This is a genomic window from Nocardiopsis sp. NRRL B-16309, from assembly GCF_001279585.1.
In the GTDB taxonomy this organism is placed as follows: domain Bacteria; phylum Actinomycetota; class Actinomycetes; order Streptosporangiales; family Streptosporangiaceae; genus Nocardiopsis.
In genome coordinates this window covers 18,034-34,805 of record NZ_LGEC01000074.1, presented here as the reverse complement: position 1 = coordinate 34,805, position 16,772 = coordinate 18,034, and the positions used below count along the sequence as shown (strand labels likewise).

Genomic DNA, 16,772 nt, shown 5'->3' with positions numbered 1-16,772 from the left:
TACAGCGCGCCGGGACCGCCCACAACGGGGGCAGAGGGGCCCTGGCCAGGGACAGGTCGTTTCCCTGATCCGGTGTCCCGCCGTGCCGGCCGCCCCCGGTCCGGTACCGGGTCAGCGGTCGCGAGCGCCCAGGGCGCGCAGGAGGTAGGGGAGCAGGCGCTCGGCCATGTCCGCGCCCGGACTCGCGCCGGGCGTGTGCGGGATGAGGAAGGTGTGGCTGACCATCGGACCGATGACCATCTCGCCGACGACCAGGGGATCGGCCACCGGCTCGATCTCGCCGCGGGCGGCGGCGCGGACCAGCAGGGCCGAGACCCGGTTCTGCAGCGGCAGGACGAAGGCGTCGAAGAGCACGTCGGCCAGCGCCCGGTTGTGCGCGGCCTCACCCAGGACGGCCCGCAGGAGGCGGCCCGAGGGGCCGTCCAGCGCGTCGGCCTTGTCGTGCAGCAGGGCCGCCAGATCCGCCCGCAGACCGCCGTGGTCGACGTCGGGCCCCAGGTCCTCGGCCCAGGCCTGGGCGGCCCCCACGACCAGGTGCTCCTTGGAGCGCCAGCGGCGGTAGAGGGTGGCGGTCGAGACCCCGGCGCGTTTGGCGACGGCGGCCGTCGTCAGGCCGCTGTAGCCGTGCGCCTGGAGTTCGGCGAGGGTGGCGTCCATCAGCGCGCGGTCCCGTGCGGCGTCCCGCGGCCGTCCCCGGGCGGGGGCGGCGGACGCCTCGGGCAGATGGTCGGTGGTCATGACCGGAATCCTACGCGAGCGTCCCTATCGAAACGAAAAGCTTTCGTTTAGTATCAGCCCATGTCGAACACCGAGGCCACCAGTGCACCCCTGACCGCCGACATCGTCACGACCGCCGACATCGTCGCGACCGTCGCCCGGCTGCGCTCCGCGTTCGCCGACGGCCGCACCAAGCCCCTGGCCTGGCGGCGCGCCCAGCTGCGCGCCCTGCGCCGACTGCTCACCGAGGAGCGCGCCACCCTGGAGCGGGCGCTCAGGGCCGACCTCGGAAAGAGCCCGGTGGAGTCGCACACCACCGAGATCGGGTTCGTGGTCAACGAGATCGACCACACCCTCAGGCACCTGGCGTCGTGGCTGCGCCCCCAGCGGGTGTCGGTGCCCATGGCCCTGGCCCCCGCCAGGGCCCGCCGCGTGCGCGAGCCGCTGGGCACCGTGCTGATCATCGCCCCGTGGAACTACCCGGTGAACCTGGCCCTGGCCCCGCTGGTCGGCGCCCTCGCGGCCGGAAACGCCGCCCTGGTCAAGCCCAGCGAGCTCGCCCCGGCCACCTCGGCCGCCCTGGCCGACCTGGTCCCGCGCTACCTCGACACCGAGGCGGTCGCCGTGGTGGAGGGCGGCGTGCCCGAGAGCACCACCCTGCTGGAGCAGCGCTTCGACCACATCTTCTACACCGGCAACGGCGCCGTGGCCCGCATCGTCATGGCCGCCGCGGTCAAGCACCTGACCCCGGTCACCCTGGAACTGGGCGGCAAGAGCCCCGCCATCGTCGAGCCGGGAGCCGACCCGGCGACCACCGCCCGCCGCCTGGCCTGGGGCAAGTTCACCAACGCCGGCCAGACCTGCGTGGCACCCGACTACGTGCTCGCCATCGGCGACAGCGCCCCCGCGCTCGAACGCGAACTCGCCGCGGCCATCACCGAGATGTTCGGCCAGGACCCGGCCCGCAGCGCCGACTACGGCCGCATCGTCAACGAGCGCCACTTCGACCGGCTCACCGCCCTGCTGGACTCGGGCACGGTCGTGGCCGGAGGAGAACACGACCGCGACGACCTCTACATCGCCCCGACGGTCCTGGGCGGGGTCCCGGCCGACGCGCCCGTGATGGCCGAGGAGGTCTTCGGACCGATCCTGCCCGTGATCGGCGTCCCCGACCTGGACGCGGCGATCGCGTTCGTCAACGAGCGCGACAAGCCGCTGGCCCTGTACGCCTTCACCGAGTCCGAGGAGACCAAGCGGCGCCTGACCACCGAGACCTCCTCGGGCGGGCTGGCCTTCGGCCTGCCCATCGCCCACCTGGCCGTCCCCGACCTGCCCTTCGGCGGGGTCGGTGAGAGCGGGATGGGCGCCTACCACTCCGCCGCCTCGATCGAGACCTTCTCGCACACCAAGTCGGTGCTCGACAAGTCGCTGCGCCTGGACACCATGCGGGTGGCCTACGCGCCGATCACCGACCTCAAGGAGCGCCTGCTGCGCAGGATGCTCTGACCCCGGAGCCGGGGCGTGTGCCGTGCCCCGGGCGGCCCCGCCGGTGCCGGGGCGTGTGCGGCGGGCGCTGCCCCAGAGCCTCAGAGCCCTAGAGCCGGGCGTCGGTGTACAGGTCGCCCGGCTTCATCGTGTCGGCGAACAGCTCGTCGACCGTGACGAAGTGGTACCCCTGCCGGTGCAGGCCCTTGAGCACCTCGGGTACCGCCTCGACGGTGGACTCGTGGATGTCGTGGTAGAGCACCACGCTGCCCGGGGCGGTCTCGTCCAGGGTCACGTCGGTGACCGCGTCGGCGTCGCGGCTCTGCCAGTCCAGGGTGTCCACGTCCCACAGGACCATGGGCTGGTCGATGGCCGAGCGCGCCGTGTCGTCCAGCGAGCCGTAGGGCGGGCGCATGGTCACGGGCTCGGTCCCGGTCGCCTCGCGGATGGCCTCGTTGGTGCGCTCCATGTCCTTCTCGACGGCGCCGGCCGAGAGCGTGGCCAGGTCGGCGTGGTCCCAGGAGTGGTTGCCGATCTCGTGCCCCTCCTCCACCATCCGCTGGAGGGTGCCGGTGTTGCCCGCGACCTTGGAGCCCAGGACGTAGAAGGTAGCCTGGGCGTCGTACCCGGCGAGGGTGTCCAGCAGCTCGTCCGTGTGCTCACCGGGGCCGTCGTCGAAGGTCAGGGCCACGCACTTGAGCTGGGCGCAGTCCAGCGGCCCTCCGCTGAGCCCGCCGACCACCGCTGACGTGGCGTACCCGGCCGGCCCGGGGACGTCCGGCACCGCCGCGGCGGCGGGCGCGGCCAGAGCGGCGCAGGCGCTCACCGCGGATACGACGGCGACCGCGGACCGGACGAGGATGCGCTGGGATGAGAGTGTCGCGTTCACGCATCGAATGTATCTGCGTTTCGTCACGAAAACGGCGTTCGAAGGTAAAAAGTGACGATCTGCGCTTTTGAGGCGTCCGAGAACGGGTAAAAAATCTTGGTCGTCGTGCGCGTCCCTACGTCGGCTGGGCGTCGGTGTAGACGTCGCCCGGCTCCAGCTCGCCGTGGAACAGGTCGGTGACGGAGACGAAGTGGAACCCCTGCCGGTGCAGGCCCTCCAGGACCGCGGGGATCGCGTCGACCGACGTCTGGTGGATGTCGTGGAAGAGCACCACGCTGCCGGGCACCGAGTGGGTGAGCGCGTGCTCGGAGATCATCGCGGTGTCGCGGCTCTGCCAGTCCAGGGTGTCCACGTCCCACAGGATGATGGGCATGTCGGCCGACCGGCGGACGGTGCCGTTCAGCGCCCCGTAGGGCGGGCGCAGCGTGAGCGGCTCCGATCCGATGACCTCCTCCACCGCGCGGTTGGTGCGTTCGAGGTCCTTGGCGACCCCGGCCTCGGACATCCCGGACAGGTCGTCGTGCTTCCAGCTGTGGTTGCCGATCTCGTGTCCCTCGGCGGCCGTGCGCTCCAGCACCTCGGGGAACTCCTCCGCCAGTGACCCCAGCACGTAGAAGGTCGCGGTGGCGTCGTACTCCTGCAGCATGTCGAGCAGCTCCTCGGTGTGCTCACCGGGGCCGTCGTCGAAGGTCAGCGCCACGCACTTGAGCCGCTGGCAGTTCAGCTCGCTGCCCTGGGCGGTCAGCCCCTCGCCCAGGGGCGGCACGTCGTCGTTGCCGGCCAGGGCGGCGTCGCGGGCCTGGAAGCCCAGGCCGGAGAGCAGTTCCTCGGCGTCCTCGGCCTCCACGGGCAGCAGGACCTCGCCGCCGCCCGCCCCCGGCACGTCGTCGGGGTCCATGCGCGCCACCAGACCGCCGGAGGTGCTGAAGGCCAGGTCCTCCAGCGGGGAGCCGGCCCACTCCTCGGCGGCCGTCCAGGCCTGCTCCGGGTCGGCGAGGTCCAGCGGCTCACCCTCCCCGGGCACGGTCGGCTCCTCGGGCGTCGGTGCCGCGTCGGGCACGGGCGTCGCCGCCGGGTCCGCCAGCGCCCCGCCCTCGGCCGGCTCCGCCACGGCGTCGGCTTCGGCGCCGGCCCGGGCGAAGACCTCGCCGATCAGGCCGGGCAGCTGCTCGACGGGCAGGTGGTAGCCCTCGGTCAGGACGTCCGCGAGGTGCAGGTGCGCCTGTTCGAGGGCGGCCTCGTCGCGGAAGAGGGCGGTCCAGGGCAGGACCCGTTCGCCCTCGGCCGCGTACCAGAGCGTGGTGGCCGTGTGCGTCTCGCGCAGGCCGCTTCGGGTGACGGAGGTGAGGCGGGCGCCCACGACCTCCTCCGACATGGCCAGGATGGTGGTGTCCTGGCTGAGCTCGGGCGTGCCGCGTTCGGGCAGGTCCTCCAGGAACGCCGTCTGCCGTTCGGCCATGGTGGTGCGGATCTCCATCGTCAGCGGATGGGAACCGCCCAGGCGCGGATACCGGTAGTCGACCACGCTGTGGTCGGCGGTCACCGATCCGGAGCCCGCCACCACACCGGGGACCTCCTCCAGGGGCGTGCCGATCGCCTCGGCGAAGGGCAGGCCGTCGTCGGCGGCATGGCAGCCGGGCACCAGGAGCAGTCCCATGGCGGCGCAGACAGAGATTTTTCGTCGCAGTGAGGTGTCAACCACGAGGGGGACACTATCGGAGCCGAGCCGAAGTCACATCACTTAGCGCGACGGTTTGTGTGTCAAATGTGACAATTTGGTCAACGTGTTGTGGTCCGGCCCGGTCCTCAGCCGACCGCCGCCGCCACGATCGCCCTGATCTGGGCGAGGGTGTCGGCGTGTTCCTCCGGGCGGCGCGTCCTGGGCACGTGGACGTGCCCGGCGGGCACGTCGCGCTCCGCCCGCTCGCTCAGCAGCGTGTTGCGGTAGGCGATCTCGTTGGACAGGTAGTCGCCGCCGCCCCCGCGCCGGGCCGCCGACCCGGGGGAGGGGCCCTGGGCCCGCACGACCGGGTCGCCGCCGCCCGCGGGCACCTCGGTCACCTCGGTGTTGGCCACGGCGGGGAAGCGCCCCCGCGCCCGCTCCACGATCCGTTCCACCGGCAGCGAGGACCGGGTCCACTCCGGGGCGTCGGGCCCCGGCGCGGGAACGCGCCCCGTCCGCGCCCGGCCCAGGTTGTCGGTGCCCCCGCCGCGCCAGGAGCCGTTCCACACCTCCAGGTCGAAGCGCTCGGGGCGCCCCCGGCTCAGGGTGATGACCGCGTCGGCCCGCGCGTACCGGCCCGCCAGGGCCTCCTCCACCAGACCCGCGTCGAAGTCGGCCCAGCGCACCGGGAACACCGCCGTGCGCACGATCGCGGTGCGCTCGCCCACCGCGAACGTCCAGCCGTTCAGGTCCAGGGCCGCCGCGCCCGAGGGGTTGGAGCAGCCGGGGTCCTCGTCCAGGTGGAAGGGGTCGAACCCGGTCACGACCACCCGGATCCACCTGTCGCCCGGTGGGAAGTCGAGGTCGCTGATGCCGCGCGAGGACGTCTCCCACAGGTGCAGCAGCTCCCCGCGCTCGCGGTCGGACAGCTCGAAACCCGGCCGCCAGGCGCGCAGCCGCGCCGCCAGGACCAGCCGGGCCCAGTACAGCGGGCGGTCGTCGGGCCCGCCGGGCCCGGTGCGCGCGGCCTCGGTCCACAGGCGGGAGGCGTGGGAGGAGACCGTTCCCCACGCCTGGGGCAGGTCCTGGCACGCGCGCAGGTCGGCGGCGAACAGCGGCTCGGCCGCTCCGAAGCCGGAGCGGGCCAGGATCCGCCGCGGCTCGGGGAGTCCGGCGCGTTCCTCTTCGGGAGTGGGATGGTGGTGCACGGGGTCGCAGACTCTAGTGTCGGGAACGGGCCCCGGCGAGTCTAACGTTCCGGAAAGTCCGCCGCTGCGGGGGGAGCGGTGCGAGGCGCCGAACCTGACACCGGGGCTGGACCGGGGGCCGCGGACTTGGCAGGGTGTGTAGTGACCGCTGCCCTCTCAACGGAGAGAGATACCCATGGACACCGCTGCCCTCCCTGACACCCGGGACCTCGCCGAGCGCGCGCGTGCCGCTCTGGCCCGGTGCGGGGTCGAGCGCCTGCGCGAACCCGTCGGCGCGGCCGGCGTGGCGCGCACCCCCCTGACCGGGCAGATCCTCTTCCCTGTCGAGTTCGACACCCCGGCCTCCGCCGAAAGAGCCGTCACCGCCGCCCGGGACACCTTCACCACCGCCTGGCGCGACACCCCCGCGCCCGTGCGCGGCCGGCTCGTCCACCGGCTCGGCGAGCTGCTGCGCGAGCACAAGGAGGACCTGGCGGCCCTGGTGACCGTGGAGGCCGGCAAGATCCACTCCGAGGCCCTGGGCGAGGTCCAGGAGATGATCGACATCTGCGACCTGGCCGTGGGTCTGTCCCGGCAGCTCTACGGGCGCACGATGCCCTCCGAGCGCCCCGGGCACCGGCTCATGGAGACCTGGCACCCGCTGGGCGTGGTCGGTGTCATCACCGCCTTCAACTTCCCCGTCGCCGTGTGGTCCTGGAACACCTGCGTGGCGCTCGTGTGCGGCAACACCGTGGTGTGGAAGCCCTCGGACTCGACTCCGCTCACCGCGCTGGCCTGCCACGGCCTCCTGACCCGCGCCGCCGCCGACGTCGGCGCGCCGGCCGGCGTCCACCACGTCGTCCTGGGCGGGCGCGAGGTCGGCGAGGCGCTGGTCGAGGACGAGCGGGTGGCCCTGCTGTCGGCCACCGGCTCGGTGGCGATGGGCCGGACCGTGGCGCCGAGGGTGGCCGCCCGCATGGGGCGCTGCCTGCTGGAACTGGGCGGCAACAACGCGGCGGTGGTCGGTCCCTCGGCCGACCTGGACCTGGTCGTGCGCGGCAGCGTGTTCTCCGCGGCGGGGACGGCGGGCCAGCGCTGCACGACGCTGCGCCGCCTGATCGTGCACGAGGACGTGGCCGAGGAGGTCACGAACAGGATCGTGGACGCCTACAAGCAGCTGCGCGACCGCGTGGGCGACCCCTTCGACGAGGAGACGCTGGTGGGGCCGCTGGTCTCCGAGCGCGGGTACGCCGGGATGCGCGAGGCGCTCTCGCGGGCCGAGGCCGACGGCGGCGAGGTGCTCGTGGGCGGCGCCCGGCGCCTGGCGGAGGCGGCCGAGGACGCCTACTACGTGGAGCCCGCGGTGGTGCGGATGCCGGCGCAGAGCGAGATCGTGCGGGAGGAGACCTTCGCGCCGATCCTGTACGTGCTGACCTACCGGACCTTCGAGGAGGCGGTGGAGCTGCACAACGGCGTGCCCCAGGGGCTGTCGTCGTCGATCTTCACCCAGGACCAGTCGGAGGCCGAGCGGTTCCTGTCCGCGGCCGGCTCGGACTGCGGGATCGTCAACGTCAACATCGGCACGTCCGGTGCGGAGATCGGCGGCGCCTTCGGCGGCGAGAAGGACACCGGCGGCGGACGCGAGTCCGGATCGGACTCGTGGAAGGCCTACATGCGCCGGGCGACGAACACCGTCAACTACGGCGGAGAGCTCCCCCTCGCCCAGGGCGTGCGCTTCCTCTGAACCCCTGCGGTCCCCGCGCCCCCGGACGCGGGGACCGGCGGCCAAGAAATGTTGTGGTCAATCTTGTTGTGAGCAACCAATACTGGTAGCGTCATGCGTGTTCGAGGGTCCGACCGACGACGCGGGGAGGGGCACCGTGGCCGACACCGACGAGGGCGATCCCCTGGCACTGGACAACCAGCTGTGCTTCTCCCTCTACGCGGCCTCGCGCGCCCTCACCGGGCTCTACCGGGAGCTGCTGCACGACCTGGGCCTGACCTACCCGCAGTACCTGGTCATGCTCGCGCTCTGGGAGCGCGACGGCCTCACGGTCAAGGACCTCAGCCACGCCCTGCACCTGGACTCGGGGACGCTCTCGCCCCTGCTGCGCCGGATGGAGCAGGCGGGACTCCTGACCCGTGAGCGCGACTCCGACGACGAACGCGTCGTCCGGGTGAGCGCGACCGGGGCCGGCCGCGCCCTCAGCGCCCGCGCCCAGGACATCCCCGAGCGGCTCCTGTGCACCGCGGGCCTGTCCCCGGGCCGGGCGGGGGAACTCCGCCGGGCCCTGGACGAGATCACCCGCTCGGTGGAGTCGGCCGGGCGCCGACACACCGGCTGAGGCGTCCGGCCCGCCGGAAGGACCGACCAGCCGCACCACACGACGGCCCCGTCCGCGGGGCACGAAAGGAACACATGTCCGTCGACATCCTGTACACCGCCAACGCCACCGTGACCGGAGAGGGCCGCGCCGGATCCGGTAAGACCGACGACGGCCGCCTGTCGGTCGACCTCTCCGTGCCCAAGGGCCTGGGTGGCGACGACGGCTCCGGCACCAACCCCGAGCAGCTCTTCGCCGTCGGCTACGCCGCCTGCTTCCACGGCGCCCTGAAGAAGGTCGCCCGCGAGGCCAAGGTCAAGATCGACGGCTCCACGATCGACTCCAAGGTCTCCCTGGGCAAGGCCGAGGACGGCCTCACCCTGGTCGTCGACCTGGCCGTCACCATCGCCGGCCAGGACCAGGCCAAGGCCGAGGAGCTGGTGGAGGCCGCCCACCAGGTGTGCCCCTACTCCCGCGCCACCCGCGGCAACATCGAGGTCAACCTCTCGGTGACCACCGCCTGACGCGACAACGCGACGGCCGCCCGGGCACTGCGCCCGGGCGGCCGTTCGTCATGTCGGGTGGCGCGCCGTCTAGGCGGCGGCCTCCAGGAGCAGGAGCCGGTCCAGGATGTCCTGGAGCGTGACCAGGCCCATCAGACCGTCGTCCTCCACCAGCGCCAGGTGGCTGCGGCTCTCGCGCATGATGCCCATCGCCGCGTACATCGGCGTGTCCGCGGACAGCGTGAGCACAGGGCGCATCAGGTCGGCGGCGGTCGTGCCCGCCGGACTCGTCAGCGCCTCGCGCACGTGCAGCACACCCACCGGCTCGTCACCGTCCATCACCACCAGGCGCAGGTGCGTGGACTCCCGCGACACCCGCTTGATGTCGTCCACCCCGGAGTCCGGGGACACCGACGCGATCTCCTCGCGCGGTGTGACGATCTCGCTCAGCGGACGGGAGTTGACCTCCAGCGCCGTGGCCAGCTGGGCGCGGCGCTCGGGGTCGAGCGCACCGGCCTTGGCCGAGTGCTCCACCAGCTCGCGCACGTCCTCGGGGCCGTGCCCGGCCGACATCTCGTCCACCGCCTCGACGCCCAGCCGGTGCAGGCACCAGTTGGCCATGCCGTTGAGCATCAGCAGCAGCGGACGGGTGAACCACATGAACGCCCGCATCGGCACGGCCAGCATGATCGCCGACTTCTCCGGGTGCGAGATCGCCCACGACTTGGGCGCCATCTCACCGACGACCAGGTGCAGGAAGGTCACCACGATCAGCGACAGGACGAACGAGACCACGTACCCGACCGCCTGCGGCAGACCGCCGAACAGCGGCTCCAGCAGGTGGTGGACGGCGGGCTTGGAGATCGCGCCCAGCGCCAGGGCGCACAGGGTGATCCCCAGCTGCGACCCGGCCAGCAGCAGCGACAGGTCGCGGGCGCTCTTGACCGCGGCCCGCGCCGAGAAGCTGGACTCGGCGGCCTCCTCCAGCCGGTAGCGGCGCGCCGCCACCAGGGCGAACTCGATCGCCACGAAGAAGGCGCTCAGCGCGATGATCACGACGGTCAGCGCGAGTGCCACCCACACATTCATGTCACTCATGCCGACGCCTCCTGCGACTCTTCGTCCGACCTCTCGTGCAGCCGCAGCTCCACGGTGTGCGGAATGTGCCTCTGTACCGCGCTGACGACCATGGTCAACCGCATGTCGGGGTCCTCGTCGTGCGCGCTGGGCGGCCGGGGCAGGGCGATGGAGACCGTGTCACCGGCCTCGGGGAGCCGGTGCAGCTCGTGCACGACCAGACCGCCCAGGGTCTCGTAGTCCCCTCCGGGCAGGTCGTGGCCGAGCAGACGCTCGACCTCGTCGACGTGCAGTCCGCCCGGGACCAGGTAGGAGCCCTCACCCTCCAGGTAGGAGGGGGACTCCTCCGCGGGGCTGTGCTCGTCGGCGATCTCGCCGACCAGCTCCTCGGCCAGGTCCTCGGTCGTGATGACGCCGGCCAGACCGCCGTACTCGTCCACCACGCACGCGAACTCCTCGCCCGCCTCGCGCAGCTGGTTCAGGGCGGCCGGCAGCGGCAGCGACACGGGAAGCATCACGGTCTGCCTGGCCACCTCGCTGACCTTGGTCTCGGCCAGGTCGCGGTCCCCCAGCGCGAGGACGTCGCGCAGGCAGATGACGCCGACGATGTCGTCGACACCGGCGCCCAGGACCGGGAAGCGCGAGTGGTCGGAGGCCATGAGCTCCACGACCCGGCTGACCGGGTCGCCCTCCTCGACGGTGGCCACCTCCGGGCGCGGGATCATGGCGTGCCCGGCGGTGCGCTCGTGGAAGTCCAGGGTGCGGTCCAACAGCGTGGACAGCTCGGGGGGAAGATCCCCGCTGGCCCGGGACTCGGCGATGATGCTCTCCAGGTCGCGCGCGGTCGCCGCGTGCTGGACGTCCTCCACCGGCTCGATCCGCGCCGCTTTGAGCAGCAGGATCGCGGCCTGGTCGAAGAGCCAGATCAGCGGGCCGAAGATCCTGAGGTAGATCCCCGTCGACAGCGCCAGCCAGCGCGCCACCGGTTCGGGCCGGGCGATGGCCAGGTTCTTGGGGAAGAGCTCACCGAAGACCATCTGCACGATGGTCGAGAACAGGAGCGCCAGGATGATGCCGATGGCCACGCCGGTTCCCGTGGGGACACCGACGGCGCCGAGGAGCTCGCCGACGCCGTTACCGATCAGGGGCTCGGCCACGTAGCCGACCAGCAGGGCGGTCACGGTGATGCCCAGCTGGGCGCCGGAGAGCATGAAGGACGTTCGCTTGGTGATGCCCAGGGCCCGCTTGGCCCCGGCGTCGCCCGCCGCGGCCCTCGCTCGCAGCCGCGAGCGGTCCACGGCCATGTAGCCGAACTCCTGGGCGACGAAGTATCCCGTCGCCACGGTGATCAGGAGGACCACCAGGATGCCGAAGGCGATACTGAGGACGGTGCTCATCATCGGGCACGCACCGCCTGGATCCGCTTCGGGCTCGGACCTCTACGAGGGTGCGCACCCTCCGTAGAAGGGGGCTCGTCGTCTGTGTCACAGCATCCGTTCAGGATGCTGTCGGTACTTCGGGACGGGTCCACTGTTCCTCTCTCTGCGCGGGTGCGCGTTGTTGCTGTGACCGAAGTGGTCCATGTGTCAGAAAGACGCTGAAAGGCGGGCGAAAAGTTCCCGCTCAGTTCCCCACGGGCGCGTCGGCCTCGTCGCCGAAGGCCGCCCACTCGCGCCGCCGGGCCTCGGCGAGGGCGATCGCGGTGGCCACGGCCACGTTCAGCGATCCGACCCGGCCGATCTGCGGAATGTAGGTCACCGCGTCCGCGCCTGACAAGAGGGCGGGGGAGCAGCCGTGGTCCTCGGCGCCCACGGCCAGGCACACGTCCGGCTCCAGCGGGGCGGCGTGCAGCGGCACCGCGCCGGAGGCCAGTTCCACCGCGACGACCTTGAACCCCTCACCGCGCGCCGCGGCCAGGGCGTCGGCGGTGGAGGCGGTCCGCGTGTGCGCCACCTTCGCGCCGGTGCCCAGCGCGGTCTTGCCGACCTTGGGGTCGTCGGGGTCGGCGCTGTTGCCCGTGAGCCAGAGCCGGTCGACGCCGAAGGTCGCGCAGGTACGCAGGATCGACCCCAGGTTGTACGGCTGGGTGACGGACTCCACCAGAAGGGCCAGACGCCCTTCGGTGCGCCTGCGCCACTGGCGGTTCAGGCGTTTGACGTCGGTGGGACGCAACTGCGTGCTCAACTGCGGTGTGTTCCTCGGCGGGTTCTGCCCGGGCGGTCCCGGGGATCGGTGTTCGCATCAGGATACTGGTCGGGCGCCCGCCCCGCACGCGGGGGCCGGACACACCGGCGCGGGCCGGAGCAGGGACGACGGCACGAACGCGCGTCACGCCCCACGGCGTACCGCCAGGACGCGGAACCCCGCCCGCGAGGCGACGCGCTCGGCCGGCAGGCCCTGGGCGTCCAGCCACTTCTGGAGCGAGTTCGCGCCCAGGTGGCGCTGGACCACCAGATGGGCCGTGCCCTGCGGAGTCAGCCGCCCCAGCCAGGTGCGCAGCATCGCGTGCAGCACGTCCTTGCCCACCCGGATGGGCGGATTGGACCAGACCGCGTCGAAGGGCCCCTCCAGCTCCCCGGCGGCGGGCGCGGCCTCCTCGGCGGTCGCCCGGCCCTCGGGGGAGACGACCGCGAACCGCGCGTGCGCGAGCCCGTACTCGGCCGCGTTGCGCCGCGCCAGCCCCACCGCGCGCGCGTTGACGTCCACGCCGAGCACCCGCGCCCGCGGGGCGCGCGAGGCCATCGTCAGCGCGATGGGCCCGTAACCGCATCCCAGGTCCAGCAGGCGCCCCCGCGCGGGCGGCGCCGGGACGGTCTCCAACAGCACGCGCGTGCCCAGGTCGACCTTGTCGGGCGAGAACACACCGCGGTCGGTGTGCAGCCGCAGGTGCAGGTCGGGCAGGACCAGGTCGGCCGTGGAGGGCCGGCTGGCGGCGTCGGGATCGGAGTCGAAGTAGTGCTGGGCCACGCCGTGACGCTACCAGGACGCGCTCCCCGCTCCGGCCGGGCAAAAACCTCTCCACCTGCCGGATACGAAATCTCCAAGACCCCGCACCTGGGACCACCGGGTGCGGAAGATGGAGGTAACCGACCATCTCGTGGGGGAACACATGCGAGCAGAGGTAGGAGACCGACTCGTCGTCGAGAGCCCGCGTGCCGACACCCACCGCCGGACGGGCGTCGTCACCAAGGTCCAGGGCGACGGCGGGTCCCCGCCGTACCAGGTGCACTGGCTGGACGCGGTCGGCGGGCACGACGCCCTGGTCTACCCGGGGCCGGACGCGCACATCGAACACAGGCCCGGCCGCACGGGCGCGGACACGGAGGAGACGCAAGCCATGCAGACCATGAAGCGCTGGGACGTCGACGTCGTCGTCGCGGAGGAGACCGAGGGCGACACCGCGCGGACCTGGGCCGAAGTCGGCCTGGTCGCCGACGACGGGACGGCGCTCCGAGGGCACGGAATGTCTCGCAAACACCCCGCCGACCTCGACGTACCCGAGATCGGGGAGGAGCTCGCCGTCTCGCGCGCCCTGTCCGACCTCTCACGCCAGCTCCGCCAGGTCGCGGCCGAGGACATCAACGACAACACCGGTACGCCCTGGCGTCCGACCTGACCCACCGCCACCGGCGCGACCCACCGCGCCGGCCCCGCGGCCCCCGGCTCCGGCCGGGGGCCGCTCCGTGTGCCCTGTGTCACCGATCAGACCGAAAGTGGCCACCCGCGCCTCGGGCGGTTCGGGCCCGGTGGTCACCCGCATCGGGCACACTCGGAAGTCGGACACGGCTCCCGCCCCGATGGCGGGACGCGCGTCCCGGCCTCCGGGATCCCGGACCGCCGCCGTGTCGGCACCAGTGCAGGGCGGCCGGGGAAGGGACGGAGGACTCGTCGGGACGGAGGCGGCCGCCGCGTCCGAGGTACCGCTGTGCTCTTTGCCGGAGGAGTCCGGGGAGAAGCGCGTTGCCACCCGGTGCGAGCCGGGCGTACTCACGCAAGGAGACCCGTTGACCACCTCGTCACCCCAGGCCGGACCCGCCCGGGTCCTCGGTACCGTCGACGCGGTCGCCATCGGCGCCGGCGCCATGCTGGGCGCGGGCGTGTTCTCGGTCTTCGCCCCCGCCGTGGTCGGCGCGGGCGCCTGGCTTCCGGTCGCCATCCTCATCGCCGGGATCGTCGCGTACTGCAACGCGGTCTCCTCGGCCCGGCTCGCCGCGCGCCACCCCCAGTCCGGGGGCGCCTACGTCTACGGCACCGAGCGGCTGGGCGAGCTGTGGGGCTACCTGGCGGGATGGTCGTTCGTGGTCGGCAAGGTCGCCTCCTGCGCGGCGATGGCGCTGACCTTCGCCGCCTACGCGCTGCCCGGCTGGGAGCGCCCGGTGGCCGCGGCCGCCGTCGTCGCGATCACCGCCCTGAACTACCGGGGGGTGCGCCGCTCCACGTTCGTGGTCAAGGTCCTGGTGGTCCTGGTGCTGGCGGCGCTGGCGGTCGCGATCGCGGCCATGGTGCTCAGCGGCCGCCTGGCCCTCGTCGCCCAGGTGGAGGGGCTGGGGCCCTGGCCGGGATCCTTCGGGCTGCTCGGCTCGGCCGGGATGATCTTCTTCGCCTTCGCCGGGTACGCCCGCATCGCCACCCTGGGCGGTGAGGTCCGCGACCCCGAGACCACCATCCCGCGCGCCATCGTGCTGGCCCTGGGCGGGGTCCTGGCCCTGTACATGGCCGTGGGCACCGGCCTGCTCATCGTGCTGGGGCGCGACCGCCTGTCCACCAGCACCGCGCCGATGGTCGACGCGGTCCTGGTCGCCGGGTACCCGGCCCTGGTCCCGGTCATGGTCGCGGGCGCCGCCGTGGCCAGCCTGGGGGCGCTGCTCTCCCTCGTGCTGGGGGTCTCGCGCACGACCGCCGCGATGGCCGCCGACGGCCACCTGCCGCGCGCCCTGGCCGTCGTGCACGAGCGCCACGGGGTCCCCCACCGGGCGGAGATCCTGGTCGGCGCCGTGGTGCTGGTGCTGGTGCTGCTCTTCGACCTGCGCGGGGCGATCGCCTTCTCCGCGTTCGGGGTCCTGGTGTACTACGCCATCACCAACGCCTCCGCGCTGCGCCTGGGTCCGGACGAGACCCGGCCGCCGCTGGTGGTGCCGGTCGTCGGCCTGGTCGGGTGCGTGGTCCTGGCGTGCAGCCTGCCGCTGCCGGTGGGGATGGCCGGGCTGGCGGTGCTGGGCCTCGGCGCCGCCGTGTGGTGGGCCCGGGAGAGGTACAGGCTGCGCCTGTAGGCGCATTCCGAGCCTGGACCACTTCGCATGATCAAGTTCCGATTTGGTGCTTTTACTCTAGTGTGCGACTGGCGTTCATTATTATTGACTACTGAATGCAATTCATGCGGATTCTCAGACGTCGTATGGCTACTGTTCTCGGTGTGGCCGTGGCGGCCTCACCCGGCACCGCCGGTGTGGCCGCAGCTCTGGCCACCGACGGCATGTTCCCCACAGCCAGCGCCCCCAACGATCGCTGGATCCAGGACCCCCAGAACATTGACAGCAACGTGCCCTGCCGCACCGACTACACCGACACCTACCACCACATGGACAGAGCGGACGCGTTCGAGCTGGAAAGCCCTGACCGCGGTGCTGTCATCAACACCATGAACCGGGACTACGGCCCCACCGACCTCTACATCGTTGACGGTGACGCCCCGGTTCTCTCCGGCCCGGGCGAGACGGACATCGTCCACCAGGAGGGGCGGGTCGACAATGTGCCCCCCGACGTGATGGGCGTGACCTGGTTCGACGACGCCGTCAACGGCTACAGCGCCAGGTTTGGCCAGCAGTACGTGCGCATCCGGGGCTACGTTGCGTACGACCGAGGACTGGCTGCCACGAGACGGGACACGCGGTGGGTCTCCGACACGGGGCTCTGTCCTCACCGAAGCTGTCGAACTTCGATTCGGCGCGGATGTCTGGTCTTCGGGCCATGATCGATGCCACGTACCAGCCGGGGAGGATCCGCCATGTCTCGCATCAGTAAGCGCACCCGGGTGTTCATCGCCTCGGGTATGGGCACAGCCGCGGTCGCGGCCACGGTCGCATTCAACGTCGCGACCTACGAACCCGACCCCGACGAGTTGCCCCTGACGAACGCCGCTGCCTCCTATCGCAAATCCGGTGAGACCGCCCAGGACTGGGTGACCAACGCCGACCACGTCATCCTGGCGAGCGTCGTGGATGAGGTGGTCCACGAACCGCTACCGGTCGAGGTCGAGCGCGGAGAGGGGATGGTCGGCCGCACGGTCACCCTGGACGTGCGGCGGGTCCTGTGGTCGGCACCCGACGCGGCGCGGCCGGCACCGGAGACGTACGAGTACCCCACGTGGGGGTTCGTGTTCACCGGCGGCGTGGACGACATGAGGCCGATCGGCACCCAGGACGAGCCGCGCGTGGAAGTGGGCCACGACTACGTCATCGCGATCGACTGGGAGGAGGCCCGCTGCACGCCGGGCGACGAGCCCCAGCCGGCCATGTGGATGGGGTTGGACAGCAACTCGGTGGTCCCGGCCGACGGCGGTGTGGTCGGCAACGGCGAGAGCGGGGGCCGCGTGGAATCGGCCCAGGCGCGCCGCACCTCGCCCGAACCCCTGTTGCGGGGCGAGGGGACCTTCGAGGGCCGGATGATGGGTGAGACCGTCGGGGCGCTGGCGCGCGAGCTGGCGCGCGCCGAGCCGCACGCGAACCCGCGGAGTTCCGACGAGGCACCCGCAGGCGAGTGCCCGGGCCCCCGAGGGCGAGGCGCTCAAGGAGCACGATGAGGCCCTTCCGGACGGCATGACGGTGCAGGACCTGATGGAGATCGAAGCCGAGGACGCCTCGTGCACGGGCTGAGGGTCGCGTCTTGGTCCAGGCGTGCAGCAGGTCGGCGTGCACGAGGAAACGAAGC

General features: G+C 72.3%; 16 protein-coding genes. 8 read left to right on the top strand and 8 right to left on the bottom strand.

From position 1 onward, the window contains the following. Nucleotides 1-111: 111 nt before the first annotated feature. Nucleotides 112-738, bottom strand: a complete 627-nt coding sequence (locus ADL05_RS14830) for a TetR/AcrR family transcriptional regulator (protein ID WP_053617552.1) — start codon at nucleotides 736-738, stop codon at nucleotides 112-114. Between the two features lie 60 nt (nucleotides 739-798). On the opposite strand from ADL05_RS14830, the gene ADL05_RS14825 reads away from it, so the two are divergent. Further along, nucleotides 799-2,223: an aldehyde dehydrogenase family protein gene (locus tag ADL05_RS14825; RefSeq protein ID WP_053617551.1), complete on the top strand. Its 1,425-nt coding sequence runs from the start codon at nucleotides 799-801 to the stop codon at nucleotides 2,221-2,223. A gap of 88 nt (nucleotides 2,224-2,311) precedes the next feature. Here ADL05_RS14825 and ADL05_RS14820 read toward each other — a convergent pair whose 3' ends face one another. The 3 genes from ADL05_RS14820 to ADL05_RS14810 form a co-directional block, all read right to left on the bottom strand. Next, nucleotides 2,312-3,091, bottom strand: coding sequence for a polysaccharide deacetylase family protein (locus tag ADL05_RS14820; RefSeq protein ID WP_053617550.1), 780 nt, complete (start codon nucleotides 3,089-3,091; stop codon nucleotides 2,312-2,314). A gap of 115 nt (nucleotides 3,092-3,206) precedes the next feature. Further along, a complete protein-coding gene (locus ADL05_RS14815) occupies nucleotides 3,207-4,748 on the bottom strand; it encodes a polysaccharide deacetylase family protein (RefSeq protein WP_053617549.1) in 1,542 nt (513 codons plus the stop codon). 149 nt (nucleotides 4,749-4,897) lie between these two features. Further along, complete coding sequence (locus ADL05_RS14810) at nucleotides 4,898-5,962, bottom strand: pyroglutamyl peptidase (protein WP_053617548.1); 1,065 nt, start codon at nucleotides 5,960-5,962, stop codon at nucleotides 4,898-4,900. Between the two features lie 175 nt (nucleotides 5,963-6,137). Here ADL05_RS14810 and ADL05_RS14805 point away from each other — a divergent pair, with 175 nt between their 5' ends. The 3 genes from ADL05_RS14805 to ADL05_RS14795 all read left to right on the top strand — a co-directional run bounded on the left by ADL05_RS14805 (nucleotide 6,138) and on the right by ADL05_RS14795 (nucleotide 8,789). Beyond that, a complete protein-coding gene (locus ADL05_RS14805; RefSeq protein ID WP_053617547.1) occupies nucleotides 6,138-7,685 on the top strand; it encodes an aldehyde dehydrogenase family protein in 1,548 nt (515 codons plus the stop codon). Between the two features lie 136 nt (nucleotides 7,686-7,821). Continuing rightward, a complete protein-coding gene (locus ADL05_RS14800; protein WP_053617608.1) occupies nucleotides 7,822-8,286 on the top strand; it encodes a MarR family winged helix-turn-helix transcriptional regulator in 465 nt (154 codons plus the stop codon). Nucleotides 8,287-8,360: 74 nt separating this feature from the next. Next, the gene (locus tag ADL05_RS14795) at nucleotides 8,361-8,789 is read left to right on the top strand and encodes an organic hydroperoxide resistance protein (protein ID WP_053617546.1); all 429 of its coding nucleotides are present in this window, start codon (nucleotides 8,361-8,363) and stop codon (nucleotides 8,787-8,789) included. Between the two features lie 69 nt (nucleotides 8,790-8,858). Here ADL05_RS14795 and ADL05_RS14790 read toward each other — a convergent pair whose 3' ends face one another. The 4 genes from ADL05_RS14790 to ADL05_RS14775 all read right to left on the bottom strand — a co-directional run bounded on the left by ADL05_RS14790 (nucleotide 8,859) and on the right by ADL05_RS14775 (nucleotide 12,812). Next, nucleotides 8,859-9,866, bottom strand: coding sequence for a hemolysin family protein (locus ADL05_RS14790; protein ID WP_053617545.1), 1,008 nt, complete (start codon nucleotides 9,864-9,866; stop codon nucleotides 8,859-8,861). Beyond that, entirely contained in the window at nucleotides 9,863-11,245 is a 1,383-nt protein-coding gene (locus ADL05_RS14785; protein WP_053617544.1) for a hemolysin family protein, read from the bottom strand. The genes ADL05_RS14790 and ADL05_RS14785 overlap by 4 nt, the downstream gene beginning before the upstream one ends. A 223-nt stretch (nucleotides 11,246-11,468) precedes the next feature. Continuing rightward, the gene (locus ADL05_RS14780; protein ID WP_053617543.1) at nucleotides 11,469-12,029 is read right to left on the bottom strand and encodes a TrmH family RNA methyltransferase; all 561 of its coding nucleotides are present in this window, start codon (nucleotides 12,027-12,029) and stop codon (nucleotides 11,469-11,471) included. Nucleotides 12,030-12,173: 144 nt separating this feature from the next. Next, on the bottom strand, nucleotides 12,174-12,812 hold the full coding sequence (locus ADL05_RS14775) for a class I SAM-dependent methyltransferase (RefSeq protein WP_053617542.1): 639 nt from the start codon (nucleotides 12,810-12,812) through the stop codon (nucleotides 12,174-12,176). 142 nt (nucleotides 12,813-12,954) lie between these two features. Here ADL05_RS14775 and ADL05_RS29740 point away from each other — a divergent pair, with 142 nt between their 5' ends. The 4 genes from ADL05_RS29740 to ADL05_RS14755 all read left to right on the top strand — a co-directional run bounded on the left by ADL05_RS29740 (nucleotide 12,955) and on the right by ADL05_RS14755 (nucleotide 16,644). Continuing rightward, nucleotides 12,955-13,461 (top strand): dsRBD fold-containing protein, encoded by a 507-nt coding sequence (locus ADL05_RS29740; RefSeq protein ID WP_082376410.1) that lies wholly within the window; start codon nucleotides 12,955-12,957, stop codon nucleotides 13,459-13,461. Nucleotides 13,462-13,849: 388 nt separating this feature from the next. Beyond that, on the top strand, nucleotides 13,850-15,115 hold the full coding sequence (locus ADL05_RS14765; protein ID WP_053617541.1) for an APC family permease: 1,266 nt from the start codon (nucleotides 13,850-13,852) through the stop codon (nucleotides 15,113-15,115). A 125-nt stretch (nucleotides 15,116-15,240) separates the two neighbouring features. After that, nucleotides 15,241-15,816: a hypothetical protein gene (locus tag ADL05_RS14760; protein WP_197285806.1), complete on the top strand. Its 576-nt coding sequence runs from the start codon at nucleotides 15,241-15,243 to the stop codon at nucleotides 15,814-15,816. Nucleotides 15,817-15,849: 33 nt separating this feature from the next. Continuing rightward, nucleotides 15,850-16,644, top strand: coding sequence for a hypothetical protein (locus ADL05_RS14755; protein ID WP_053617539.1), 795 nt, complete (start codon nucleotides 15,850-15,852; stop codon nucleotides 16,642-16,644). Nucleotides 16,645-16,772: the final 128 nt, after the last annotated feature.